Here is a 20,893-nt window from a genome sequence, read left to right as displayed (position 1 = left end):
GTGCGACGCCAGTTCGAGCGTCTCGGGATCGCGGGTGTCGCATGGACGCCGGGTGAGCACGTCGGCTTCGCACCGGACCTGTCGCTGATCGATGACGAGTTTCTACCCTTGCTGCAGCCGGCGCAACGCGCGTACCTGGCGCGGTCACCTGTCATCGCACTGGTCGGCACCGAGACCCCAAGCCGCCTGAAGTTGGTGTTCGAGCTCGATCCAGCTTCGTTCCTCATCAAGCCGCTGCGATCGGCCGGCATCTATGCAGCGCTCGTCATGGCGTTCGAGCGAAACGAACGCACAAGCGAATTGAAGCAACAGATCGTCAAGCTCGAGCAACGCCTGCGGTCACGTCGTGTCGTACTTGCCGCTGTTCTCCAGGTGATGCATTCGCATATGCTTGCCGAACCTGCCGCCTTTGCGCTGATCCGAAAAGCCGCCATGGAGCAACGCAAGACGATCGAAGAGCTTTCGGCAGAGATTGCGGCAACGGGCATGCTCCCGCGCGCAACAGGTTAGATCGCCTTCTGCGGGCGGACGTGGCAGGCCGCAATCTCCTATGCCCGCTGGACTCTTTGCTGTTTGCGTGGTCACATCAAGAAGATGAGCCGTAGCACGCGCATCGCATAGCGCTTGAAAAGCTCTCAACTGATTGGCACCATCGGGCAAACTCTGTTTCGGCTTCTCGCCCCATAGTTGACATTCCAGCGGTTTTAGCTGCGGTCTGCTATTCGGGCCAATCAGGCATCCACCTCCCGTCCAGCGCCCAACTGATAAGCTTTTGTTAGTTTTCTTATCAGTTGGCGACTGAGCCGTTCTGGGGCCCGGGTGATCGATAAAGCAATCTTCAACTAAAATCCTGGACCAACTGCCGAGTTTTCCGCATTGGCTCTCTGTAGCTCACGAGCTTCACATCGAGCTCAAAACGCGACATCGTCGTCAGCGCCCGCCGGATGGCAGCGTCAATCCAGTCGTCCTCGTTGCCAAAAGCCCCCCCACCAAGACGCGTGAGCAAAACAACGTTCGACATGCCCCGCTGCTTGTTCAGGATAGCAGCCAGCAAAGTGGCCTCATAGGCAGCCTCCAAAACAAGCGACGCGAAGGGCTTCCAGTATACCGACGGAACGCCGCTGTAAGCCACCGGAAGCGCCGAGCAAAACACCTGCGAAACCCGCGGTCGCTGCGTGCCCTCGGCGTCAGTGACCTCCACGTCGCTGTGCACACCGATGCGCAGCCTGGCACGCAGCGCATCGAGCTGATCCGGCGTCATACCCTCCAGGTACTCCGCGATGGCATCGAGGCCAGCGCGAGTGCACAGGGCGTAGCCGTTGGTCATCCGCCACAACGCCTCGACCGGCCTGTTCAGGTCCGCGGCGAGAGCCTCACCAATGTCGGCCAGTCCATCGAGCTGGCGCGTTGCCGTCTGTCCGTAACTGTCGCCGACCGGAGCAAAGTAGTTCCGGTAGATCGTGGCCGCGCCGGCAGCGATGGCGCACGCCGGGCCCTGGGTCGGGTCGCCTTGATAGCGGGCGACACCATCCTCAGGAGCCACCCCGGGGCCAGTCATCTCCAGCAGGTTGAATTGGGAGGCAACCTGAAACAGGGCGCCGGCGTTCGCGGGCAGGTGATGCATTCCCCGGACGTCGCCGCTGACGGCTGTCAGTTTCAGCCGTCCCGCCGGGCTGCCAAGGGACATCACCCGCTCACGCAGCGACTGCAGGGACACCAGCTCGAGCTTGCCGATGCCATAGCTCCTCCCGTTGACGAGGGACTGGAGCTCATGTCCCTCCACCTTGAGCTTGGCGCGCGTGTCGGCGTAGTTGCCCTCGCGGAAACCCGTCAGTTGCTCGAACCAGTCCATTTCTTCATCTCGCTCAATACGTCGTCGGCCAACCGGAAGTCCCCGGGCTTGCCCTTGGCAATGGTCCTTACCCCTGCTTCTTTCAGCTGCTGCCGCTTGCTCTTGATCTTGCCGTCCTTCTCATCCTGGCCGAAATCGTAGATTAAAAGATAGACGTGGGGGTGGATCTTCAGCTCCACTTTCCCCTCTGCAACCTGCCTGACGAGATTATCGACCAGACGGGCCGGGCTTTGACTGCTGATTTCCACCAGATTCCTGCAGACCCTGACGTAGCCCTCAATCAGGCTTTCCTGGGTTTCCTTGGCCTGAATGAACTGCTCATACTTCCTGATCTGAGCGATCACAGCCGCGGATTGCAGGGCAAGCGCGGGGGTTTTTGCTCCCTTGGGAAGCTTTTCCCTGTTCCACAATTCGGGATTATCAGCGCATTTCGCTTCGCAAAAGATCAGCTCTGCTCCACCCGATTCCGTCGGCACCAAGACGGCGATGTCCATCCGCGGCGCGGATAGATCGCCGTTCTCTCCGGCCTTCGTGAAGGCAATCTCGAGATCGACGACCTTGGGCTCTTTTCTGGCGATCTTGTGCACGCCGCTCTTCTCGGGCCCGGCAAATCGCGCAGCCGTCTTGATCAGCTCCGGCAAGGTGAGCTTGGACTTGTATTCGGTGTTGATAATGTCTTTGGGCTCGATTTCAAACTTCGTTCCATTGAACGAAACGTACGGGTCTCTCGTCTCAAGCTCGGGCTTCACCAGGTACTTGTAATGGATAGCAAGGCGGGGCTCGCTGCCGCTGCTGCCTTTGCCAAAGCCAATCTTGAAGACGCTCTGACCTTTGACATAGGCATTCAAGTATCCGTTCCGGACCGCCAGCAACAGGTTCGTACTCTCCAGAACCTCTCTCCACCAATAGTCAGTCGGGCTCGCCGCGAGCTTTTTCAGGCCTTCGATTTGTGGGCTCGAAAGTCCACGCTTGAGGAAATTCAGTTCAGACGTCAATCCATTCGCCATCGTTTGCCAATTCCACGTTGTTAAAGAGATCCGGAAACCGTAGCCGTTCAAATGTATGGATGGGGATCAGGCGCTTCGCCGCGACGGCGGCGGCAAGGCGCTTCAGGTCGGTCGGGCTGGCGTGTCCCGAGGTGTGTACCGTTTCGAACGGGATACCGCGGCGTTCGCAGTCGGCCTTCAAGGCCGCTCCGGACTGGCCCTCGGCCAGATAGCCGTCCCATTGCGACCAGAACACCCGCGCACCCTTGAGCGCGCCTGCCCGATCGAGATCAGACATCATCCAGCCCCGAAATAGCATGACCGAACGCGGCGCACTTTCGGCGAGCTGCCCGAGCCAAACCCGAAAGCCGCGATAGCTGTCGACCAGGGGCGCGATCCCCTTGGCCTTCAACTGAACGCGCTGCCGCTGCGGGATGTAGACCGAGAGATTCGACCATCCCGGCGCTGGCTGGGGAATGCTATCGCGCCCCGTCGCCTTCAGCACCTCGGCCGCGTAGGCATCGATGAGAAGGCTGCGGCCGGTTCGCTTCGCCGCACGATAGACCGTGACCACCCGGTCGATGTTCTGGGCCGAGCAGGCGACCAGAGCGAGGCCTTCGGTCTCCTCGAAGCGCGTGATGAAGGTCTCCTCGAGGTCCTGCTCGGACGGAAACGTCGCGTTGTCGGCCAGACGGCCGAGGCTCGAGCCTTCCATCAGCATGAGGTCGATGTCGCGCGGCGGATCGCTGATCAGTGCGTCGAACAGCTTGTGCTTGCGGCCGTGAGCACGCAGATCGCCGGAATAGAACAGGCGCTTGCCGCCGGAGGCGATTTCTATGGCGTAGGCGTCAAAGCCCGAATGGTCCACGAGGCGGGGCGTGACGGTGAAGGGGCCAAGCTGGATCGGCTTGCGGTGCTCGAGGTGGTGACTTGCCTTCAAGGCCACGGCATCAGGAACGAAATCGGCTGCCGCGCGGATGATGCTCTCGGTCGCCTGTCCCATGATGAGCGGAATCGCAGGGTTTACCTTCGGCACCAGCCCCCAATGGTCACGATGACCGTGAGACAGCACGATACCGAGAAGGCTGGCGCTGGGGACGGAAAGCCCTTCGACCTCGGGCAGCGGTGTTGAAGCAAGGTCCTTGGCGTTCAGGGGAAGACCGAGATCGAGCAGGATTCGGGCCCCCTCGCTCTCCAACTCGATACAGCTGCCGCCAATCTCACGCGTCCCCCGATGGATTCGCAATCTCACGACGTGACCTCGCCCCCACTCATTCCAATCTTCCTATATTCAATCGAGGCCCCGAGAAATTTACACGTTATGGAACATTTACAAAAAATATCTACCTAGCGAAGCTCCCCTGTTGATGTCAGCTAGATTGATTTGCAGTGGGCGGTCAATATGAACGAACGCATGACCTTCGCGATTGGAGACATCCACGGATGCTTCGAGGAGCTCAGGTCTCTGCTCGAAATCTGCCGAAGCACCGCGGGCGCCATCGCACACGATTTCCTATTCCTGGGCGACTATGTCGACAGGGGGCCCGCCTCCGACCAGGTGATTGCCTATCTGATGCGAGAGCAGGCCAGTGCCCCGTCGCGTTTCCGCTGTCTCTTGGGGAATCACGACTATATGCTTTGCCTCGCCGCGGATCGAAGCCGCTCCGATGCCGAGCTCATTCAGTGGTGGACGAACGGCGGCGAGCAGACACTGGATGCCTACGGCCTGGACGATCCCTCCGATCTCCCGGCGGAGCACCTCGCGTGGATGAGAGCGTTGCCTCTTCAAGTTCGCGACGAGCACAGGTTGTTCGTTCATGCCGGAGTAAGACCCGGCCTTGCGTTGGAGGCCCAGTCCAAGGACGACATGTTGTGGATACGTGAGCCATTCCTGTCTTCGAGGCTGTGGCACGGTGCTCTCGTGGTGCACGGCCATACGCCAACGGCAACGCGTGCTCCCGACGTTCAAGCCAATCGCGTCAACATCGATACGGGAGCCTGCTTCGGTGGGCCTCTAACGGCAGCGGCCTTTGGTTCGGTCCAGCCAGCCCCCCTGTTCTTTGTCAATAGCGACGGATCGAAGTTTGAACTGAAGCCCGAGCCTGCAACGCGGAGAAACCCCAAAAGCTTTCCCTAGTTTGCGAGCTTGAGAAATGACCCCGTCACGAGCTACCCCCGTGCCTCGACTGATAAGCTTTCGCTGTTTTCCTTATCAGACCGCCAACCGACGGCGGAAACCAAGGCGAAAAACAAACTCAACAATAGTTTCAGTGTCGGATAGCATTGCCGGAGGGAACACCGAAGCGTCTTTTCTTTATCAGCAGCCCGCGCGGGATCACACCGACAGTGAAAGCAAACGTACGTACTACGCGCCATCCGTCCCGGACTTCACTTTCCGGGGGACCAATTTGAAATAAAATAAGATACGATCAGGTCATGAATCCGACTCGCATCATCTCTGATTTTAAGCAGCGCAAGCTGCACATCGATTTTCTCGAGCTCTCCCTGGTCCAAAATACTCCGGGCAGTCGTGCAATCTCCTACAAAGGCAAGGGATATGTGCAGCAGACCGACGATGATTTCCTCGCGTTCACGCTCTATGCCGAGCAAACCCTCAACACCGATTTTTCTCGAGCCATCGACGAATTAAACACCTTGAGAACAGGCGAGCTATACCCCAAGGGCGCCTACTACAATCTCAGGGGAACGGCGAGCGACGGAACGATATGGACGGCCAAGGACGTCTTGCCCGCCTGCGATTGGCATGCCGAGCACATGAATCCAATTGTCCGCGGCAAACTCTCCTCCATGCTGGGCGGCGAGCTTTTGCCCGAACCAAAATCAGTCGCTCTGCATTTCTTTGAGAAGTCAGCTTTACCGATGACGGGCCGCGAAGCCAAGTTCAGGGCGGCCGCTTGCGACTTCCAAATCGAGAAGGACGACAACAGTTTCGTTGTGCGCGCAAGATCCGACGAGCCGCTTGTAGCGCACTTCGGAATGCGCGTTGAGGAAGCCCTTCGGTTCTTGCTGGCGCAAGCGGTTGCCCCACGCGCAATCGTGCACCCTCGCTGTGTTGAGCTCGTTTCGACCACATTCAGATCGCCCTCTGTGCGGCTTGGGTCGCCAATATCGCGTGGTACAGCCGCGTTCCATATTAACTCGTGGGGCTTGTTTGGTACCTACCTTGAATTTGTGGTCCGCAAGACCAAGTTTGGTAACTGGAACCCCTGCAGCGGCTACCTGCATATAGCGCATGAAGCGAGCGCCAACTCTCTTGATGCATGGGGCATTGGCCTTTCGGTTGCCGTCGAGGGCCTCGCCAGCATGATCAGCATCGACCAAGACAAGCCAGAGAAGGATAAGCGGAAGGCAGAGAACGAGAAGCTCAAGAAGCTGCGAGACTTCATCATAAAGCAAATTTCGTCTCGGACGCGGCTTCGACCATATGCCGATCGCATTCGTGGTATGATGGCAGGCCTCACAGAGGTGCGAGCGGTCGATCGCTTGAAATGGCTATCCGATCACGATGGCACGTGCGACGCTCTAGTAGCAGCATGGAAACGGCTGCGCAACCGCGGCGTCCATCCGGCAACCAAGGGAGAGGTCGACGTGGCTTCTCTTGATTTCCAAAAGATGATCGATGAGCTAAATGCAGTGACCGTCCTGCTTTATCACATCATATTTCATTTGATCGATTACCGCGGACCTTACACCGACTACTCAGCTCGGAACTTCCCAGAAGGCCAGTACCCACCCGCGCAGCCGAGTCCCTCCCAGCTTAAGAAGTGACGCCGCTCGCGGAGCTTTACCAAGACAGGCAGCTCCCAGCCCGCCTTACACGCCGTATCGAGAAACTCCGCGACGTTTGTCGGAAGTCCAGCGCTTGATCCTGGAGAATCTTGAATCGTAAATGATCACACGATGTTACGTCACGGCTTGTTCTGCCAGCCCTTGGCTGGCTTACTCAGCGGCTTCAGCGGGATGGCTTTTGAGCTCCGCAAACTTCGAGGCCATCGTTGGATTGTCCCTGGTCAGCTTCTTGATCGTCACGTCCTGCGCCTTGTCATTCGCGAGGCGCAGGTTGCGGTCCGCGCCGATCAGCGCATCCTTGGTCTTCTGCAGATGATCGATGGACTTGTCGATCTCGTTGATCGCGGTCTGGAAGTGCCTAGAGGCCAGATCGTAGTTCTTCGAGAATGCCGTCTTGAAGGTCTCAAGCTGGTTTTCAAACTGCGTGATGTCGATGTTCTGGGCTTTCACGAGCGCCAGCTCGGTCTTGTACTTGAGCGAATTGATCGCCGCGTTTCGCAGAAGCGTAATCATCGGCAGGAAGAACTGCGGCCGGATGACATACATTTTCTGGTAGCGGTGGAAAACGTCGACAATGCCGGCGTTGTAGAGTTCGTTGTCCGGCTCAAGCAAAGAGACCAGGATGGCGTACTCGCAGCTCTTCTCGGTCCGGTCCCGGTCAAGCTCCTTGAGAAAGTCCTCGTTCTTGCTCTTCGTTGCGGTCCTGTCGCTTTCGTTCTTCATCTCGAACATGATCGAGATGATCTCGGTGCCTGCCTCGTCGGAGTCGCGGAAGATATAATCGCCCTTGCTGCCCGTCCGCGCGTCGTTGTCCTTCTCAAAGTACGCCCGCGGAAAGGCCATCGACCGCATTCGGTTGAACTCGGTCTCACAGTGCTGTTCAAGGGTCTCGCCAACCATCTTGGTCGACAGGCGGGCCTTCATGTCCTTGAGCCGCTCGATCGCGTCGTCGCGATCCCTGATTCGCGTTTCGTACTTGTCCTTGAGCGACTGCTCGGAGAGCTGCTTTTCAAGCTGTACCTGCTTGATGCCGTTCTTCAGCTCATCACGCTCTTTCTCGATGGCGCCGACGGCTTCAGTCACCGCGAGCTTCTTGTGAAGCTCAGCGGCCTCAAGCTTGGCCGTCAGCTCTTGGATTTCCTTTTCCTTGGCAGCGGAGATTTTGTGCTGCTCGCTGGCCAGAAGCGCTTCAGCAAGCTCCGAGGCTGCTTTCTTTTCGCGCTCAGCCTCAGCCAGCGCGTTTGCAAGCCTGTCACGCTCCTTCTCCCCGGCGTTGAGCGCTTCGCTGACGGCAAGCTTCTGAGCGACCTCACTCCCCTCGAGCTTGGACTTCAACTCCAGGATCTCGGCGTCCTTGGCGGCCGCAGTCCTTTGCAGATCGTTGCTCACCTGAGCCTTGGCCAATTCCACAGCGGTCTGCTTATCACGCTCGGCTAATTCCAGCCGTTCGTGGAGCTGCTCTGCAAAATCGGCGTCACGAACCTGCTTCAAAATATCCGCGTAACCGGACTCGTCGACCTTGAAGGCCTTGTCACAGTGGGGACAGATGATCTCGTGCACGGTTCCTGTCCGGATCGGGGGCTACTGCTGTTGTCATTCAAAATACGGGCTAACGCCGGCAGAATCGCCCTGCCGCCACGAGAACAAAATTAGAACAAGGAAATTTGAAGGGGTCAAGCCGGAAGCAGCGGTTTTGCGCATTGTGGTCTGAGAATCCACCGGTTTTCCGATGAAGGCCCGTGGCTTCTGTCGAACTGGCAGGTCAAGGCTCCGAGGGCGCTTGGAATTTGCGTGTGGTCTGTTGCGGCATGAATTCCGGCCTGATCACCCGACCCAGCCGGTCAGGATAGGCCGACACCAAGGAAAGGATCGCAAGATTGAACCGCAAAACTCAGTCACACGTAGCCGGACGCCAAACCCGACGTCTGGAAAGCGCTTTCCATGACTTGCTTGGCGGCTTGCCTCCCGCCTCCGCTAGGAAAGCTTGGTCTTGCGGGGCACATAGAGGTGTTCGAGCTTTTTGGTCGCCGGGACGACCATCAGGTAGCCCAGGCTCATCGACATCGGGGTCTTGTCGGCCCAGTTCTCACCAACGAATTTGCGGTCATGCTTGGCCGTGTAGACGAGCGCGCCCTCGGCCTTCAGGGCTTTGAGCATATCATCGAGCTCGTTGGCGAAGGTCAGGCTGCTGGCGGCGGAGAGATCATCGAGCTCGCCTGCGTCGCGCACATAGTCGGCGAACGTGGCGGCGACTTCCTTGGTCTCGCGGTTGAGGTCAGGGCTTATATCGAACAAGGCCGCGTCGTTGCCCTGGGCGAACCGGATGGCTTCCTCTCCAGAGCTAACGACCTGCACCGGAAGACGCATCTGGTCGGGATGCTGGTCGTCGACCTGCTTCTGCTGGAAGGCCTTCAAATCATCGAGGAAGCTAAGCACTGTCGCGGCAAACTTCGGATCGACGAAGATGTCCTGGTCGCCGTATCCCAGCGCCTTGGCCAGACTGCGGCGCGAGCCGATCTGGACAGTCTCGCCGGCCTCGAAGCGTTGCACGGTCCGCACGGTGATGCCGGCGGCCTCGGCCAGCGCGTCTTGCGATAGATGCTGGGCCTCGCGAACACAGCGCGCCCAGAAGCCCAGAAGTTTGGGGTCAAGCAAAGTGGTTGTCATGAAGTCCTCCTGTACGGACAACATAGGCGCGCGCGGCGACGACGAACACGACAGAATGCCGACAGTTGGCCGACACTCCACGTAACTTTCTGACCAAATTGATTATTTTCAGGCCATGCCTAGACTGCGGTCACAAACCCTCCACAGCCTGAGGATGTTTATTCCCCTTCGCTCCCTTTCAGGCGTATTCTATAGCCGGGGAATCGGAAATGGCTGAGGAAAAGCAGTCTCGGGGCTGCCACCATATATTATGAGTTTATTTAAGAAATGGACGCGGCCTGCCCGGCTGCCATCTGCGCCTGAACGTCGGCTGAGCGCCGGGAAAAACACCATCACTCAGACCGCTTTTCAGGAAGCGGTGGTTTCGGCCGATTTTTTCGAGTCGCAGCATTCCGGGCACGACCTCATTAAAACGAAGCTGAGCCCTCCCTTCGATGAGATGCTCGTGCGCTTTCCGAAGGCGCACCGCGTCACCACTCCCCTGCCCGTGCTAACCGCCGTGGACCCCGAAGACTACAAGCAGTCATCCTCTCCGCTCGAATTGACATGGGACCGGCTTGGCGCACTGGAGACCTGGGCCGATAGCCCCGAAAAGGTGCTGGAGACCTGGCGAAACCGCTTCATTTTTGCCGTCGAGGATCTCGATGACGGCCATCCCGGTTTGCGTCTGCCGCAGATCGGCGCCCTGCACGCCATCGCGGCACACTTCTCAGTGGGCAGGGAGTTCGAGCCCGCCACGGTCGTCCTGCCCACGGGAACGGGGAAGACCGAGACCATGCTTGCCGACCTTGTGTACCGACGCGAGCGCAAAATGCTCGTCCTGGTGCCAAGTTCGGTCCTGCGAAGCCAGATCGGCGCCAAGTTCTCGACCCTGGGCGTGTTACCTGCCGCTGGCGCCATACCCGTTGAACTTGCTCGGCCGTTCGTGGCCAAGATTACGAAGGGCATCAGCACGGTGAGCCACGCCGAGGCCATCGTGAATGCATCAAACGTCATCATCGCCACTCCCGACATTCTGAAGGCATCGGCCCGTGACGCGCTGCGTCGGCTGCTGGAAGGCTGTTCGATCCTGGTCGTCGATGAAGCCCATCACATCACCGCGGCGACCTGGAGCGAGGTGCGGGACCGATTCACAGCGAAGAAGATCATCCAGTTCACCGCGACACCATTCCGTCGCGATGAAAGGAAGGTCGACGGCAAGATCATTTTCAATTTCAAGCTCGGCGATGCGCAGGAGGCGGGCTACTATCGGCCCATCAACCTCAGGAGTGTCGAAGAGTATGGTGACCAATCGACACGCGATCACAAGATCGTCGCTGAAGCCGTCGCCGTCCTAAGACGCGACCGGAACGAGCTGGGCCTAGACCACCTGCTGATGGCGCGGACGCGGACGAAGGAACGTGCTGAGGAGGTGTGGAAGCACTACCGCAAGCTCGCACCGGAAATGAAACCCGTGCTGGTCTATTCGGGCCCTGGCCGCAAGACGGGGAACGCAAAGTCGATGGCGCAGCTCTATGACCGGGGCGTCAACGGGTCCAGGATCGTCGTCTGTGTGGACATGCTCGGTGAAGGCGTTGACCTTCCAAACCTGAAGATTGCTGCCTTGCACGATACGCACAAATCCTTGGCCGTCACGCTGCAGTTCATTGGGCGCATCACCCGCAAAGGCGACTACAAGACGATCGGTGAGGCCACCGTTGTCACCAACATCGCCGACCCGGAGGCCGAAAGAAAGCTGGGCGATCTTTACGCGGAAGGAGCCGACTGGGACAAAATCATCAAGCGGCTCAGCGAGGAACGGATCGAGCAGGAACTTCGGCTCCAAGATGTCGTGGCTGGGCTCAAAAGCAAAGGCACCCTCCACAATCAGCTGTCGCTCTGGAACCTGCGGCCCCGCTTCTCTACTCAGATTTACCGCACACGCTGCCTGGCATGGTCGCCGACCCTTTACACGCAAGTGCTGAAATCAAGGGACGAGAGCTGGTACGCACTGGACGAAGCCCAAAACCTCATGGTGGCGGTCATCCACCGTGAAGAGCCGGTGGACTGGGGCAATTATCAGACCCTTGAGGAGACCAACTACTACCTCCTGGTGATGTGGTGGGACCAGGCAAACCAGGCGCTGTTCATCTACGCGAGTGACTACGAAGCCTTGCGCACCGAGCAGTTGGCCTCCATCGTGACCGACGACAACACCCGCTTGCTCTCCGGCACGCCGATATTCCAAATTCTCAACAACGTGGAGCTCCCACTGGCCAAGAGCCTGGGGTCGTCGCGCGTCGGCGCGATCAGTTTCACGTCCTACTTCGGACCAAACGTCACAGAGGGCTTGGCCAGCATCGAGAAGGCGGAGTCCGAGCTGAACAACATCGCCTGTATTGGGTATGAGAACGGCGATCGCGTGCTGTGGGGCGGTGCCAAACGCAAGGGCAAGGTCTGGCAGCAGCGGGCCGGCACCCTCGCCGAATGGGTGGAATGGTGCGGCAGGACCTGGCAGAAAGTCTCCGCAGAGAAGGCGTCCGCGCCCAACATCACCGAAGACTTTCTGAGGCCTTTGCGGCTCACATCACCGCACAACTCCTATCCGATCGCAATCGAGTGGGGAGAGCACGCCCAGAATGCCTTTTCGGATCAGTTCGTGCTTTTCGGTCCGACGAGCATCCCGTTGTACCTGGTCGATCTGGAAGTTGCCGCGGTCGAGCAGGATGGGTCGATCGATATCCGGCTCTCGTCAGAGACGTTGAGCGCTACCTACCGGTTGAGCATTTCGAACGGCTTTCCGGCCGGCTACCGACATACGAAGGTCTCGGGGCCAGATGTCGGCTTCAAAAAGAAAAACAAGGATGTCGTGCCGCTCGACGAGCATCTCGCGGTCGATCCATTTGTCGTGAGGTATGCTGATGGGACCTACTCCTACAATTGCTATCACATTCCCACCAGCCTGAACGCAGGCCGTTTCCCGGCAGCGCGGCTCGAATCCTGGCCCTGGAAGGATATCCCGCTGAACCGGGAATCCATGGGCAAGTCCCGCGACGCCAACACCATCCAGCATTATGCGTTCCAACGCCTCAAGGTCGATTTTGACCTCGTCTTCAACGACGACGGTTCGGGTGAAGCGGCCGACCTCGTCGGCCTGAAAGAGGTTGACGAGAAGACCATCCGCCTCTGCCTCATTCATTGCAAAAACGCCTACAAGGGCATGATTTCGCAGGACATCCAGAACTTTTATGTGCTTTGCGGACAGGCGCAGAAAAGTGTGACGGTCAAGCACCACGGGATGTTGCGGCTCTACAATGATCTCAAGCGCCGTCACGAACTCTGGATGATGGATGGCCACACGCGCTTCCTCAAAGGTGACATCAAGCAGTTGGCCTACTTCAGGGATAAATCCCGTCGTGCAACGGTCGAGTTTGAAGTTATCATCGCGCAACCCGGTGCATCGGCAGCTGCTCTCAACGATGATGCGTTGCTGCTGCTCGGGACGACGGAGTTATACCTGAAGAAAACGGCAGCTGCCGGATTGCGCGTCATCGTTTCGCCGTAGTGCGTCTCCGATCGGTCTTGCCCCCTGCCGACGCGGCATTGCGCTCCGGCAGAATTCCGTTGCCTAACGTCAGAAAGCCAGATTTTTGCCTAGGCCGTTCAGTCTGGCTCGTCCTCGATCGGCGCCAGGATCAACGCGACAAGAGGCGCTTCGTCGCCGTGAAAGCTGGCGATCATCGCGTTGACGAAGGCCTCGGGGCGAGGTCCTCAAGATCGATCGAAATCCGGCCTGATCCGCGAGCAAGACATCGGGCCAAACGCGAACTGATAAGCTTTCTCTCAAAAGCTTATCAGTTGATCATCGCTGAATCATTGCAGACGCGAGCCCCTGCATCCGTTAGTCTCCATCTGAGCATGCCGACATCGTCAAAGCCGTCAATTTTCGTCAGACCCAGATTGTAGGATTCGAACGCCAGCACAGATTTCTTTCTGATGAACTTTAACCTTCGTCGGAATTGGCCGCCGATGGCGTTTTTGAGCTTGCGGCCCTCCTCGGCTCCGATTGATGTAGTTAACTCGTAGCGCGAGCAAGGCGCGATATTGGATCCTCGGGAATCGGTCTCTACCCGGCTGGTTGGAACCCACCGCGGCGGCGATTGCGATTCAACTTGAGCTACATCATTGAAGAAGAGCTGCTTACAAAGTTCGGCTACGCGTGTTGCCTGCTGCAAGGCGACGAACTCTGGTCGCCTGTCTAGGATCTCTGCCTCATTCCAAAGGACGATTTCCAAGATGAGGGGATTTACTTCGAAGACGAAGCCGCGCTGCATTTTCATTTCTCACTCGTATTGTTGAAAGCGATTGTTCGTAGGGTTCACGTTCACTGCAGAACTTGCTGCGCGCCTCAATTTACAGGATTGAGAAGCATGGCTTTCGCGAGCTTCGATTCGATTTTACAAGTGTGATCTACAAATTGTCCCAATGCCGTCGAGCGATATCAACGATTGGCGGCTCCATGTTGGGATCCTGTTTCGACCACTGACGGCGCAGCTTGTTTCTACCGGGGGCTGGCATGCCGCTGGCCTTCAAAAGTGCCTCTAGGCGGAACTCTACCTCATCCGGGCAAACCAGCGCGTCGGTGAGGCGATCATGCGCCAGAGCTTCCCAGTCCTTGGTGAATGAGATGAGCTTGGAAAGCTCCTCGGTGATCTTCTGTTCGTTGCCGGCGAGCCACTCGGGCCTTTTTTCGAGCTGCATTAGCAGTTGCGTGGCCCTTTCTAGTCCGACAGCGCAATCATTAAGCAGTTGAACTGCGTCATAAACCCAGTGCTCTATAAGCGCTTCCCGCGCCTCTTTGATAACTCTCGACAAGAGCTGGCCATTGCGAAACGTCTGTTTAATTGTCTTCATTGATGAAGCCTCATGGTTGGTTTTGAGGCCGCGATTGCGACCATGAAGCTCATTTACAGGATCGTTTCAGATCGCAACCGGGGCGCTGCCTCACAAGACACGGCCTGTCGCTTCGACTGATAAGGAAATTCTGATTTCCTTATCAGTCATTGGGCCCAAAAATGTCGCCCTCGTTGCCAAGCGTACGGAGTACGCGGCGGATGATCTCCTGAGTACTCCGTTGCCGACCTTTCGTCTCTCGCTAAACTTCACATCAACGGGCTTCTAGTTGGGCCACGAGGGCCACGGGTTGCTTGGGTCAGAAGCTAACCACCGACCGTGGAAGTATTTAGTGCGCTTGCCTTTGATTTTGACGACGTCGAGTTTCGAACGATCAATCCTGAACTCGTCACCGGAGAACACCCAGCTCCAATTTTTGACCAACCTTTCGGTCGATAGGAACGAGTCCAAATCTCGACCTTCATCATATTTATGATTAGCGGCGCCAGAGGCCACCATTCCCTCCAAGACGGTCATTAGAGCGCGTTCCTGTACGCGTGCTTTCTCGTTGGCAAACTCGGGCCCTATTATTTCAGCGAGTACACGAAAGACGTATTCCTGAACGGCGGCATCCATTTCGATTTTCATAGGCAGTCCTCAACATAATCTATTACACAGCTCGGTACGGCTGCTAGATCATTTACAAGATCGTCTCAGCGGCCAACGGCGAGCGCCGACGGCGAGACCGATCTACTTGTCGAGTCGACACCGCACAGTCGACGGTAAAATGAGCGCGCGACTGAACTGCAATTTGCATTCGCCATAGGCGTCTATGTTGCGACGAGCAGTTTGTGCACGCCGTGCCGCACACTTTGCACATGATCTTAGGAAGGCGGAGCGCACTGCATTTGCAGACTGATAAGGAAATCTTGAAACTCTAGCAGTCAGAGACATGCTAGATTTTCCCTTGCACGCAGAACCTGATCGTCTAGAATCTGCTCGTAACTGGTTTGAATGAAATGGCCGGCAAGCAAGCCAAGACGCTTTCAATTGATCATATCGACGATCTTTTGTTTTTCGCCGCGCGCTCTCGCCACCCACTTCGCAACCGTCTCATCGTCTTACTCTCTGTCAAGGCAGGTCTTCGCGCCGCCGAGATCGCCAAATTGACCTGGGCCATGCTGCTCGACCCAAGCGGCGAGGTCGGCAGCACGCTTGAAGTTCGCGATGAGATTGCCAAGAAACGCAGCGGCCGCTCCATTCCAATTCATCCTGAGCTCCGAGATGCCCTCGTCGATGCGCGTCGGCTGTGCAAGGGGCATGGGCCGCTCATTCGCTCAGAGCGAGGCGGCGCTATGACACCAATGAGCATCGTTGTCTGGTTCAGCCGCGCTTACGGAGAGCTCGGGTTCGAGGGATGCTCGTCACACTCCGGGCGTCGAACTTTCATCACGCGAGCAGCACGCTCGGTTCACAAGGCAGGTGGCTCGCTGCGCGACGTTCAACTGCTGGCCGGCCACCGGTCTATCCAGACTACGCAGCGGTACATCGACGGGGATTCGGATGCCCAAAGGAAGCTCGTTTGCCTCATCTAGCAGCCAGCGTCTTGGGCCAGTACTCGGCAAAGGTCCCCTCCGCCAAAAAGTCGGTCGCGGCAAATAGAACCTCCGATCCGCTGGGCCGTGCTGAAAGCTTGATCCGGACAGTCTGTGCGGTCGCCGGTTCGATGTCGTTCCTCGACGAGATCGACAACGAGGCTCGGGACGCCGGCCTAAATCGAGCTGTCGCGCTCGCTGCCACGCCGCCGATTTTTGATTGGCTCGTCACGACGTTTAGCTTCCAAGGCATCTCAGACCGCGTCGCGCGCGACTACATCCACAAGCATGGCACGGCATCCTGGTCGACGATTGCAGCGAGCGAGAAGAATGCGCCCTCTTGTCCCAAGCTGCGCAGCTACTGGCACTTCGAAGGCTGCCGATACGACAAGACCAGCATTACCTGCGCGGAGCCCGATCACATCGATGCGTGCGCCCTTCCCCGGCCGCGCCTTCGCAATGGCCGATTAAACCAAACCGCGTACTCGTTCTTCTTGTTCGTCCGCGACCTCGCCAACGGCGACCTGGTGGGCTGGATCGACGCCCAACTGGACGGCGCGAAAGGCGCTACAATGGCCGAGTTGGAAGCGGAACGTCAGGAGGCATTGATCGGCCCCCTCCGAAACGTCTACGGCGTCTCCGACAAGATATTGATGATGACGCTTTCGACGCTGCTGATCGGCGTACGCGAGCACCGGCCGCTCTGGCTTGAAACCGGTACCGCGATGATCGCGGTAGACACGCTGGTTCATAACTTTCTGCATCGCACGGGCATTTTACAAGACTGCGGTAGCTCTCACGCTTATGGCGCCGCTTGTTACGGCCCCGGTGGCTGCGCCGAAATCATCAGGACCGTGGCCGGCCGTATCGATACGCGCACCTTGAACCCTGTATTCCCGAAGAGGTTCGCCAGGTTCGTGCAAAATGCCATTTGGAGGCTGTGCTCTCTCGACGGCCTCAACCTGTGTAATGGCAACCGAATTGACGACCGGCAAGCGTGCCAAATCGGCTACTGCCACCTGCACCAAAGGTGCAGCCGAATACCGTTAAAAATGGCTAAAATCGACGCAAAATCAATTAGTTAGAACGCGTTTTTGGCGCAGATTTCGCTTGAGACAGCACCACGGTGCGCCTATACTCGCGCTACAAGGTCTAGTAACGACTTTGCAATTTATAGTGGAGAGACATCTGTGATTGATTTACCTCGGCGGGCGCCAGGCCCGCCACCATGGCCAAGCCATGACATCGCTAGAACCGCAGAACACGGGGCCCTATTGGGCCCCGTCTGCTTTTGAGGAGGAGAAACATGGGAAAGCAGCCAGACAAGAAGACGGCCAATGCTCCAGACAAGCTCTTTGTCTTCGGACTTGATGAGGATGGAAAGCCACGGGGCGCCCGGTTTCCGGAGTTCAACGAGAAGGTCGTTAGCGCTGCGGCGCAGATGAAGCTGGCGTCCGTGCACGCGGCGTCGCCAGCAGTCACCGAAATCGCAATGAAGCTACCGTTGGGAAGGCTGTACGCGAGCGGCAAGGCATTCGTTCCACCGATCCGGCGGGATCTTCTGGGCAAGCTCAAAGCAGCGCTAGAGCTGCCTGGCGACGAAAGCCGTGTTCAGCAGCCCACGGCGGCACCATCTCCTCAGGAGACGAAGGCAAGCGGCATTGTTGCGGTTGGCCTGCCGCGAACGTGGGAGAGCATCGATGTCGGCCAACTGGTGCTCGTTGAGGACGATGATCCCGGATTCGGCTGGTGGCCCTGCCTTGTGACCAAGCGCGAAGACCAGGTCTTGACGCTTCGGCTTCGCGACTATCCGGACAAAGGCACCTACGTCCGGCACATCGCTCAGGTGGGGCTCGTAAACCCCGGTCCAGAGTAACCTCGCGGCTAGCTCCCAAGCCCGGACCACGGCCCGGGCTTTTGCAAATATGACTATGCCTGATGCTGAGCGGACCCGAGCCAGGCACATCAACCAACACACATTATGGAGAACAACCATGTCCATGCACACGGACGCGGATCGCATTCGCACGCTCAATGACGAGCTTCGGCAGCACCTTCTCGGCGGCGGAGCGGTCATCACGGCAGGCATTGCTGAATTAGGCCCCGAGGCGGTCGAGCGCCTGGTCAAAACCATCGCAGTTTTCGACGACTTTTGCCACGCCAACGATCCCCACGGGGAGCATGACTTTGGCGTCTTCGATTTCGAAGGGACCGCCGTGATGTTCAAAATTGACTACTACGACAAATCCCTAAACTTTCATTCGCCCAATCCGGCAGACCCTGCCGTCACCGAGCGAATCATCACGATTATGAGGGCGGACGAGTATTAGGACTTTCGGGGCCGGCCCACCTTCGTCTTCTTAAGAAGTGCAGGGGCCGCTTCGAAGAGGGCTCCAGGCCTAATCCTTAGCGCGACCGATATGTGCCAAAGGGTGACGGCGGTAGGATTCCGGCGGCCCGCCTCCAGCCCGCTCAAGTAGCTCTGCTCAACGCCGATCTTTGCAGCGAAAGCCTCTTGCGAGAGCTTCGCTGCAATCCGCCTCGCGCGCACGTTTTCTCCAATAAGGCGCCTCACATCCATGACGCCATGCGAGGGATTTTCGTTCGCCGAATCTATGCACTAAAGTATATAATTATGATCTCAACTTGACCGAAAGAAAACCAATGACTGAAGAACTCTCTGCACCACCCCCGCTTCCGCATCTTGGGGCGGCGAATCAGCCTGGTCCAAACGAGTGGTACTACGTCGCGAACGGCGCTCGGCGAGGCCCAACGACAGCTACGGCCATCAGGGACCTACTGAACAAAAAACAGATCGAGACGGACACGCAAGTGTGGCGGCAGGGCATGCCCGAATGGAAGCCCCTCCGAGAGAGCGACCTTGGCGAGCTGGTAGCTGCCGAGCCACCTGCGATTTCGTCCAAGCACGTTGGCAACGGTTACGTCTGGATGCTCGCCCTGTTGCCTCTCGTTATCGGGGTAATCGAGGCCGTCGTGAGCGCCAGCAACCAGGACGCTGCGGTTCGCTCCCTAGCACTCGGGTTTCCGTATCACCCAAGCAGAGGATTGCCGTTCCAGGTGCCCCTTGTCATCAACGGTCTTCTCGGTTGGCTCGATGATCGCAGACTGCAGCAAGCGGGTTATGGCTCTCGGACAACACGCGTCACAGCCGTGCTGCTCGCGCCAGTCAATCTGTTTCTAAGAGCGAAACGCCTGAAGCAGCGCCCGTACTACGCGGTCGCGTGGATCATCAGCATGGTTGCGGGATTCCTCATCTACGCATCCGTTAAAGGATAACGCGGAGCCTCATCTGACCCGGCATCCGCCTAATACGTAACTCACATCAGAGATCGCAAATGATGAAATGGATTGCTCTGCTCTCAATGTTCGCGTGTTCATCGACCTTTGCGCAGTCTGTACCGCCCGACCCAATAACAGTGATCCGTGCCCAAATAATGCAGCATTGGTTTCCGGCCCCGCAAGTCAAACTCGACTTCGCTGTCAGTTTCGACCTGGATCGAGACGGTAGGATTATCGGTCAACCGGTGGTCGCCGCAAAAAGCTTTGACCAAGGAAACTCCGCTGAAGGCCTGAAATTTGCCGTCCTGGGCGCGCAGCCGTTCTTTTTACTTCGCCCGAAGGACTACGACAGCTGGAAGCACGTTACTACCAGCTTGACCGGGGCGGATAAACGGTCAACGAACATTCATGCATTTACAAAAAAGGACATTTTGGGAGTCGAGACTGGCATGACTGAGCCTGCGACAAAGGCCGCAATGGCGAAATTAGGATGCAATGTATCGTCGCCAAAGCCAACGGTCTTGGCGTGCACGAACAACAAGAGCAATCAGCTTACCGCCCGCTTGACCGCGAACATGTCACCCAACGTGGTGACAGCCATATCCTACGTCTTTCAATCTGGCGCACCAGCCCAGGAAATCGTTGGTGCAGTCTCCGCACAATTTCACACTCGGCCATTCAACCAAGTTTGGCACCTCAGCGACTCTTCAACGATGGAGTTTGGTTCATATTCTAGCGAACCGAGATCCGCGCAATCCCCGATTCCGTCATGGGTGCTCGTTATCAACGAGCCACAACTCTTGGACAAAGATCAAGAAGCTCTCGCGGACAAGCAACGGGCCGCTGTTCCAATGCCGAAATTCTGATCCAACGTTTATTTGCGACATCGAGAAAACGGACATGAAATATCTCGTCTTCGTACTCGCAGCCTTGATTTCAACGGCGGCATCGGCGGCCCCACCAGAAGTCAAAATACCGTGGAAGGGTGACTACCCGCACAATTCGAGCAAGCACTGGTCAAAGGACAACCCCCATGATTCTGGCTTCTCGAACAACTTTAAGAACGGCACGCCGGAAGAGTTCGGCGAAGTGCAGAAGGACGGCGAACTGAAGGCTTTCATATACTCGCCACAGGCCGCCAAAGGTCCGGTGCCGTTCGTCATTCTACTGCACGGCTGCGACGGCCTCGGCACACTTTCCAAGGAGTGGGCGGCGCACGTCGCAGATGTGCTCAACCCACAAGGCACCGGCGTGCTGGTGCTCGACAGCTTCACCACGCGTTATGTGGATCGTTCGTGCGGCCCCGCTGACCTACACTGGGGTCGCCGCCGTGCCGACGATGCCTACTCCGCTCTCGACTACTTGCTCGACAAGAAGCTGGCAAAGGCCGATGAAGTCTACCTTATGGGTTACAGCAACGGCGGCACGACGACGTTGGTGTCAATGACGACGCAGGAAGAAGATCATTCACACCACTTTGCGGCTGCATTCGCGATTGCTCCAGGCTGCAGTCCGTCATTGCAGCATTCCGCACTATATACGGGTCCGATTATCATCTTTATGGGGGACCAAGATGACGCGAACAATCCAAAATGGTGCGAAGAACTGGCGAAGAGGAAGCGGTCGGTCCCTGTGCAGATGATCGAGTATCATGGCGCTAATCATGGCTTCCCAGTGAATGCGCCCGCGCATGACTTTATGGATTGGCACCTGAGCTACAGTCCGGCTGCGGAGAGAGACATGATGGAAACGATCATCTCCGCGATCAAAACGAAGCAGTTCGCCAAAGGCATCGAGCTCCGATAACCGCT

20 protein-coding genes are annotated in these 20,893 nt (G+C 57.6%); 11 read left to right on the top strand and 9 right to left on the bottom strand.

The window, feature by feature from the left end; all coding sequences use genetic code 11:
* Entirely contained in the window at nt 1–510 is a 510-nt protein-coding gene (locus tag AC0L20_RS12395) for an ANTAR domain-containing response regulator (protein ID WP_354208893.1), read from the top strand.
* A gap of 328 nt (nt 511–838) precedes the next feature.
* Here the strand turns inward: AC0L20_RS12395 and AC0L20_RS12390 are convergent, their stop codons facing one another.
* Genes AC0L20_RS12390 through AC0L20_RS12380 form a run of 3 tightly spaced genes read right to left on the bottom strand, consistent with a single transcriptional unit; the run spans nt 839 to nt 4,090 of the window.
* Complete coding sequence (locus AC0L20_RS12390) at nt 839–1,852, bottom strand: hypothetical protein (protein ID WP_473288758.1); 1,014 nt, start codon at nt 1,850–1,852, stop codon at nt 839–841.
* Nucleotides 1,831–2,847: a hypothetical protein gene (locus AC0L20_RS12385; protein WP_473288757.1), complete on the bottom strand. Its 1,017-nt coding sequence runs from the start codon at nt 2,845–2,847 to the stop codon at nt 1,831–1,833. The genes AC0L20_RS12390 and AC0L20_RS12385 overlap by 22 nt, the downstream gene beginning before the upstream one ends.
* Complete coding sequence (locus AC0L20_RS12380; protein ID WP_473288756.1) at nt 2,837–4,090, bottom strand: MBL fold metallo-hydrolase; 1,254 nt, start codon at nt 4,088–4,090, stop codon at nt 2,837–2,839. Before AC0L20_RS12380 ends, AC0L20_RS12385 begins: the two co-directional genes overlap by 11 nt.
* A 150-nt stretch (nt 4,091–4,240) precedes the next feature.
* Between AC0L20_RS12380 and AC0L20_RS12375 the strand changes: the two genes are divergently transcribed.
* Together AC0L20_RS12375 and AC0L20_RS12370 are read left to right on the top strand one after the other, a co-directional pair.
* Entirely contained in the window at nt 4,241–4,975 is a 735-nt protein-coding gene (locus AC0L20_RS12375; RefSeq protein ID WP_473288755.1) for a metallophosphoesterase family protein, read from the top strand.
* Nucleotides 4,976–5,274: 299 nt separating this feature from the next.
* Entirely contained in the window at nt 5,275–6,627 is a 1,353-nt protein-coding gene (locus AC0L20_RS12370) for a hypothetical protein (RefSeq protein WP_473288754.1), read from the top strand.
* Between the two features lie 171 nt (nt 6,628–6,798).
* Here AC0L20_RS12370 and AC0L20_RS12365 read toward each other — a convergent pair whose 3' ends face one another.
* Both AC0L20_RS12365 and AC0L20_RS12360 read right to left on the bottom strand, forming a co-directional pair.
* A complete protein-coding gene (locus tag AC0L20_RS12365) occupies nt 6,799–8,208 on the bottom strand; it encodes a DUF2130 domain-containing protein (protein WP_473288753.1) in 1,410 nt (469 codons plus the stop codon).
* A gap of 414 nt (nt 8,209–8,622) precedes the next feature.
* Entirely contained in the window at nt 8,623–9,315 is a 693-nt protein-coding gene (locus tag AC0L20_RS12360; protein ID WP_473288752.1) for a helix-turn-helix domain-containing protein, read from the bottom strand.
* Nucleotides 9,316–9,565: 250 nt separating this feature from the next.
* Between AC0L20_RS12360 and AC0L20_RS12355 the strand changes: the two genes are divergently transcribed.
* On the top strand, nt 9,566–12,859 hold the full coding sequence (locus AC0L20_RS12355; RefSeq protein WP_473288750.1) for a DEAD/DEAH box helicase: 3,294 nt from the start codon (nt 9,566–9,568) through the stop codon (nt 12,857–12,859).
* A gap of 289 nt (nt 12,860–13,148) precedes the next feature.
* Here AC0L20_RS12355 and AC0L20_RS12350 read toward each other — a convergent pair whose 3' ends face one another.
* From AC0L20_RS12350 to AC0L20_RS12340, 3 genes are all read right to left on the bottom strand, one after another.
* Nucleotides 13,149–13,634 carry a hypothetical protein gene (locus AC0L20_RS12350; RefSeq protein ID WP_473288749.1) on the bottom strand — a complete coding sequence of 162 codons (486 nt, stop codon included), beginning with the start codon at nt 13,632–13,634 and terminating at the stop codon, nt 13,149–13,151.
* Between the two features lie 130 nt (nt 13,635–13,764).
* On the bottom strand, nt 13,765–14,208 hold the full coding sequence (locus AC0L20_RS12345) for a hypothetical protein (RefSeq protein WP_473288748.1): 444 nt from the start codon (nt 14,206–14,208) through the stop codon (nt 13,765–13,767).
* Nucleotides 14,209–14,472: 264 nt separating this feature from the next.
* Nucleotides 14,473–14,835: a hypothetical protein gene (locus AC0L20_RS12340; RefSeq protein ID WP_473288747.1), complete on the bottom strand. Its 363-nt coding sequence runs from the start codon at nt 14,833–14,835 to the stop codon at nt 14,473–14,475.
* 371 nt (nt 14,836–15,206) lie between these two features.
* Here AC0L20_RS12340 and AC0L20_RS12335 point away from each other — a divergent pair, with 371 nt between their 5' ends.
* From AC0L20_RS12335 to AC0L20_RS12320, 4 genes are all read left to right on the top strand, one after another.
* On the top strand, nt 15,207–15,782 hold the full coding sequence (locus AC0L20_RS12335; RefSeq protein ID WP_473288746.1) for a tyrosine-type recombinase/integrase: 576 nt from the start codon (nt 15,207–15,209) through the stop codon (nt 15,780–15,782).
* A gap of 11 nt (nt 15,783–15,793) precedes the next feature.
* Nucleotides 15,794–16,867 (top strand): hypothetical protein, encoded by a 1,074-nt coding sequence (locus AC0L20_RS12330; protein ID WP_473288745.1) that lies wholly within the window; start codon nt 15,794–15,796, stop codon nt 16,865–16,867.
* Nucleotides 16,868–17,088: 221 nt separating this feature from the next.
* Entirely contained in the window at nt 17,089–17,658 is a 570-nt protein-coding gene (locus tag AC0L20_RS12325) for a hypothetical protein (protein ID WP_473288744.1), read from the top strand.
* A 118-nt stretch (nt 17,659–17,776) separates the two neighbouring features.
* Nucleotides 17,777–18,112 carry a DUF3768 domain-containing protein gene (locus AC0L20_RS12320; protein ID WP_473288743.1) on the top strand — a complete coding sequence of 112 codons (336 nt, stop codon included), beginning with the start codon at nt 17,777–17,779 and terminating at the stop codon, nt 18,110–18,112.
* On the opposite strand, the gene AC0L20_RS12315 is transcribed toward AC0L20_RS12320, so the two are convergent.
* Nucleotides 18,109–18,363, bottom strand: coding sequence for a helix-turn-helix domain-containing protein (locus AC0L20_RS12315; protein ID WP_473288742.1), 255 nt, complete (start codon nt 18,361–18,363; stop codon nt 18,109–18,111). The two genes, AC0L20_RS12320 and AC0L20_RS12315, sit on opposite strands and share 4 nt — an antisense overlap.
* Before the next feature lie 83 nt (nt 18,364–18,446).
* Between AC0L20_RS12315 and AC0L20_RS12310 the strand changes: the two genes are divergently transcribed.
* The 3 genes from AC0L20_RS12310 to AC0L20_RS12300 are packed head-to-tail and all read left to right on the top strand — an operon-like array spanning nt 18,447 to nt 20,888.
* Complete coding sequence (locus AC0L20_RS12310; RefSeq protein WP_473288741.1) at nt 18,447–19,079, top strand: DUF4339 domain-containing protein; 633 nt, start codon at nt 18,447–18,449, stop codon at nt 19,077–19,079.
* Nucleotides 19,080–19,138: 59 nt separating this feature from the next.
* A complete protein-coding gene (locus AC0L20_RS12305; RefSeq protein ID WP_473288740.1) occupies nt 19,139–19,948 on the top strand; it encodes a hypothetical protein in 810 nt (269 codons plus the stop codon).
* Nucleotides 19,949–19,982: 34 nt separating this feature from the next.
* The gene (locus AC0L20_RS12300) at nt 19,983–20,888 is read left to right on the top strand and encodes a dienelactone hydrolase family protein (protein WP_473288739.1); all 906 of its coding nucleotides are present in this window, start codon (nt 19,983–19,985) and stop codon (nt 20,886–20,888) included.
* Nucleotides 20,889–20,893 lie beyond the last annotated feature (5 nt).

Source organism: Bradyrhizobium sp. Kon58 (assembly GCF_055807455.1).
This window is presented reverse-complemented; position numbering and strand designations above follow the sequence as displayed.

Excerpts from the sequence above, each read along its gene's own strand:
- AC0L20_RS12310 (WP_473288741.1), top strand. The coding sequence starts at position 18,447 with ATGACTGAAGAACTCTCTGCACCACCCCCGCTTCCGCATCTTGGGGCG.
- AC0L20_RS12360 (WP_473288752.1), bottom strand. The coding sequence starts at position 9,315 with ATGACAACCACTTTGCTTGACCCCAAACTTCTGGGCTTCTGGGCGCGC.
- AC0L20_RS12320 (WP_473288743.1), top strand. The coding sequence starts at position 17,777 with ATGTCCATGCACACGGACGCGGATCGCATTCGCACGCTCAATGACGAG.
- AC0L20_RS12355 (WP_473288750.1), top strand. The coding sequence starts at position 9,566 with ATGAGTTTATTTAAGAAATGGACGCGGCCTGCCCGGCTGCCATCTGCG.
- AC0L20_RS12375 (WP_473288755.1), top strand. The coding sequence starts at position 4,241 with ATGAACGAACGCATGACCTTCGCGATTGGAGACATCCACGGATGCTTC.
- AC0L20_RS12345 (WP_473288748.1), bottom strand. The coding sequence starts at position 14,208 with ATGAAGACAATTAAACAGACGTTTCGCAATGGCCAGCTCTTGTCGAGA.
- AC0L20_RS12340 (WP_473288747.1), bottom strand. The coding sequence starts at position 14,835 with ATGAAAATCGAAATGGATGCCGCCGTTCAGGAATACGTCTTTCGTGTA.
- AC0L20_RS12350 (WP_473288749.1), bottom strand. The coding sequence starts at position 13,634 with ATGAAAATGCAGCGCGGCTTCGTCTTCGAAGTAAATCCCCTCATCTTG.
- AC0L20_RS12370 (WP_473288754.1), top strand. The coding sequence starts at position 5,275 with ATGAATCCGACTCGCATCATCTCTGATTTTAAGCAGCGCAAGCTGCAC.
- AC0L20_RS12325 (WP_473288744.1), top strand. The coding sequence starts at position 17,089 with ATGGGAAAGCAGCCAGACAAGAAGACGGCCAATGCTCCAGACAAGCTC.
- AC0L20_RS12305 (WP_473288740.1), top strand. The coding sequence starts at position 19,139 with ATGATGAAATGGATTGCTCTGCTCTCAATGTTCGCGTGTTCATCGACC.
- AC0L20_RS12390 (WP_473288758.1), bottom strand. The coding sequence starts at position 1,852 with ATGGACTGGTTCGAGCAACTGACGGGTTTCCGCGAGGGCAACTACGCC.
- AC0L20_RS12335 (WP_473288746.1), top strand. The coding sequence starts at position 15,207 with ATGGCCGGCAAGCAAGCCAAGACGCTTTCAATTGATCATATCGACGAT.
- AC0L20_RS12315 (WP_473288742.1), bottom strand. The coding sequence starts at position 18,363 with ATGGATGTGAGGCGCCTTATTGGAGAAAACGTGCGCGCGAGGCGGATT.
- AC0L20_RS12300 (WP_473288739.1), top strand. The coding sequence starts at position 19,983 with ATGAAATATCTCGTCTTCGTACTCGCAGCCTTGATTTCAACGGCGGCA.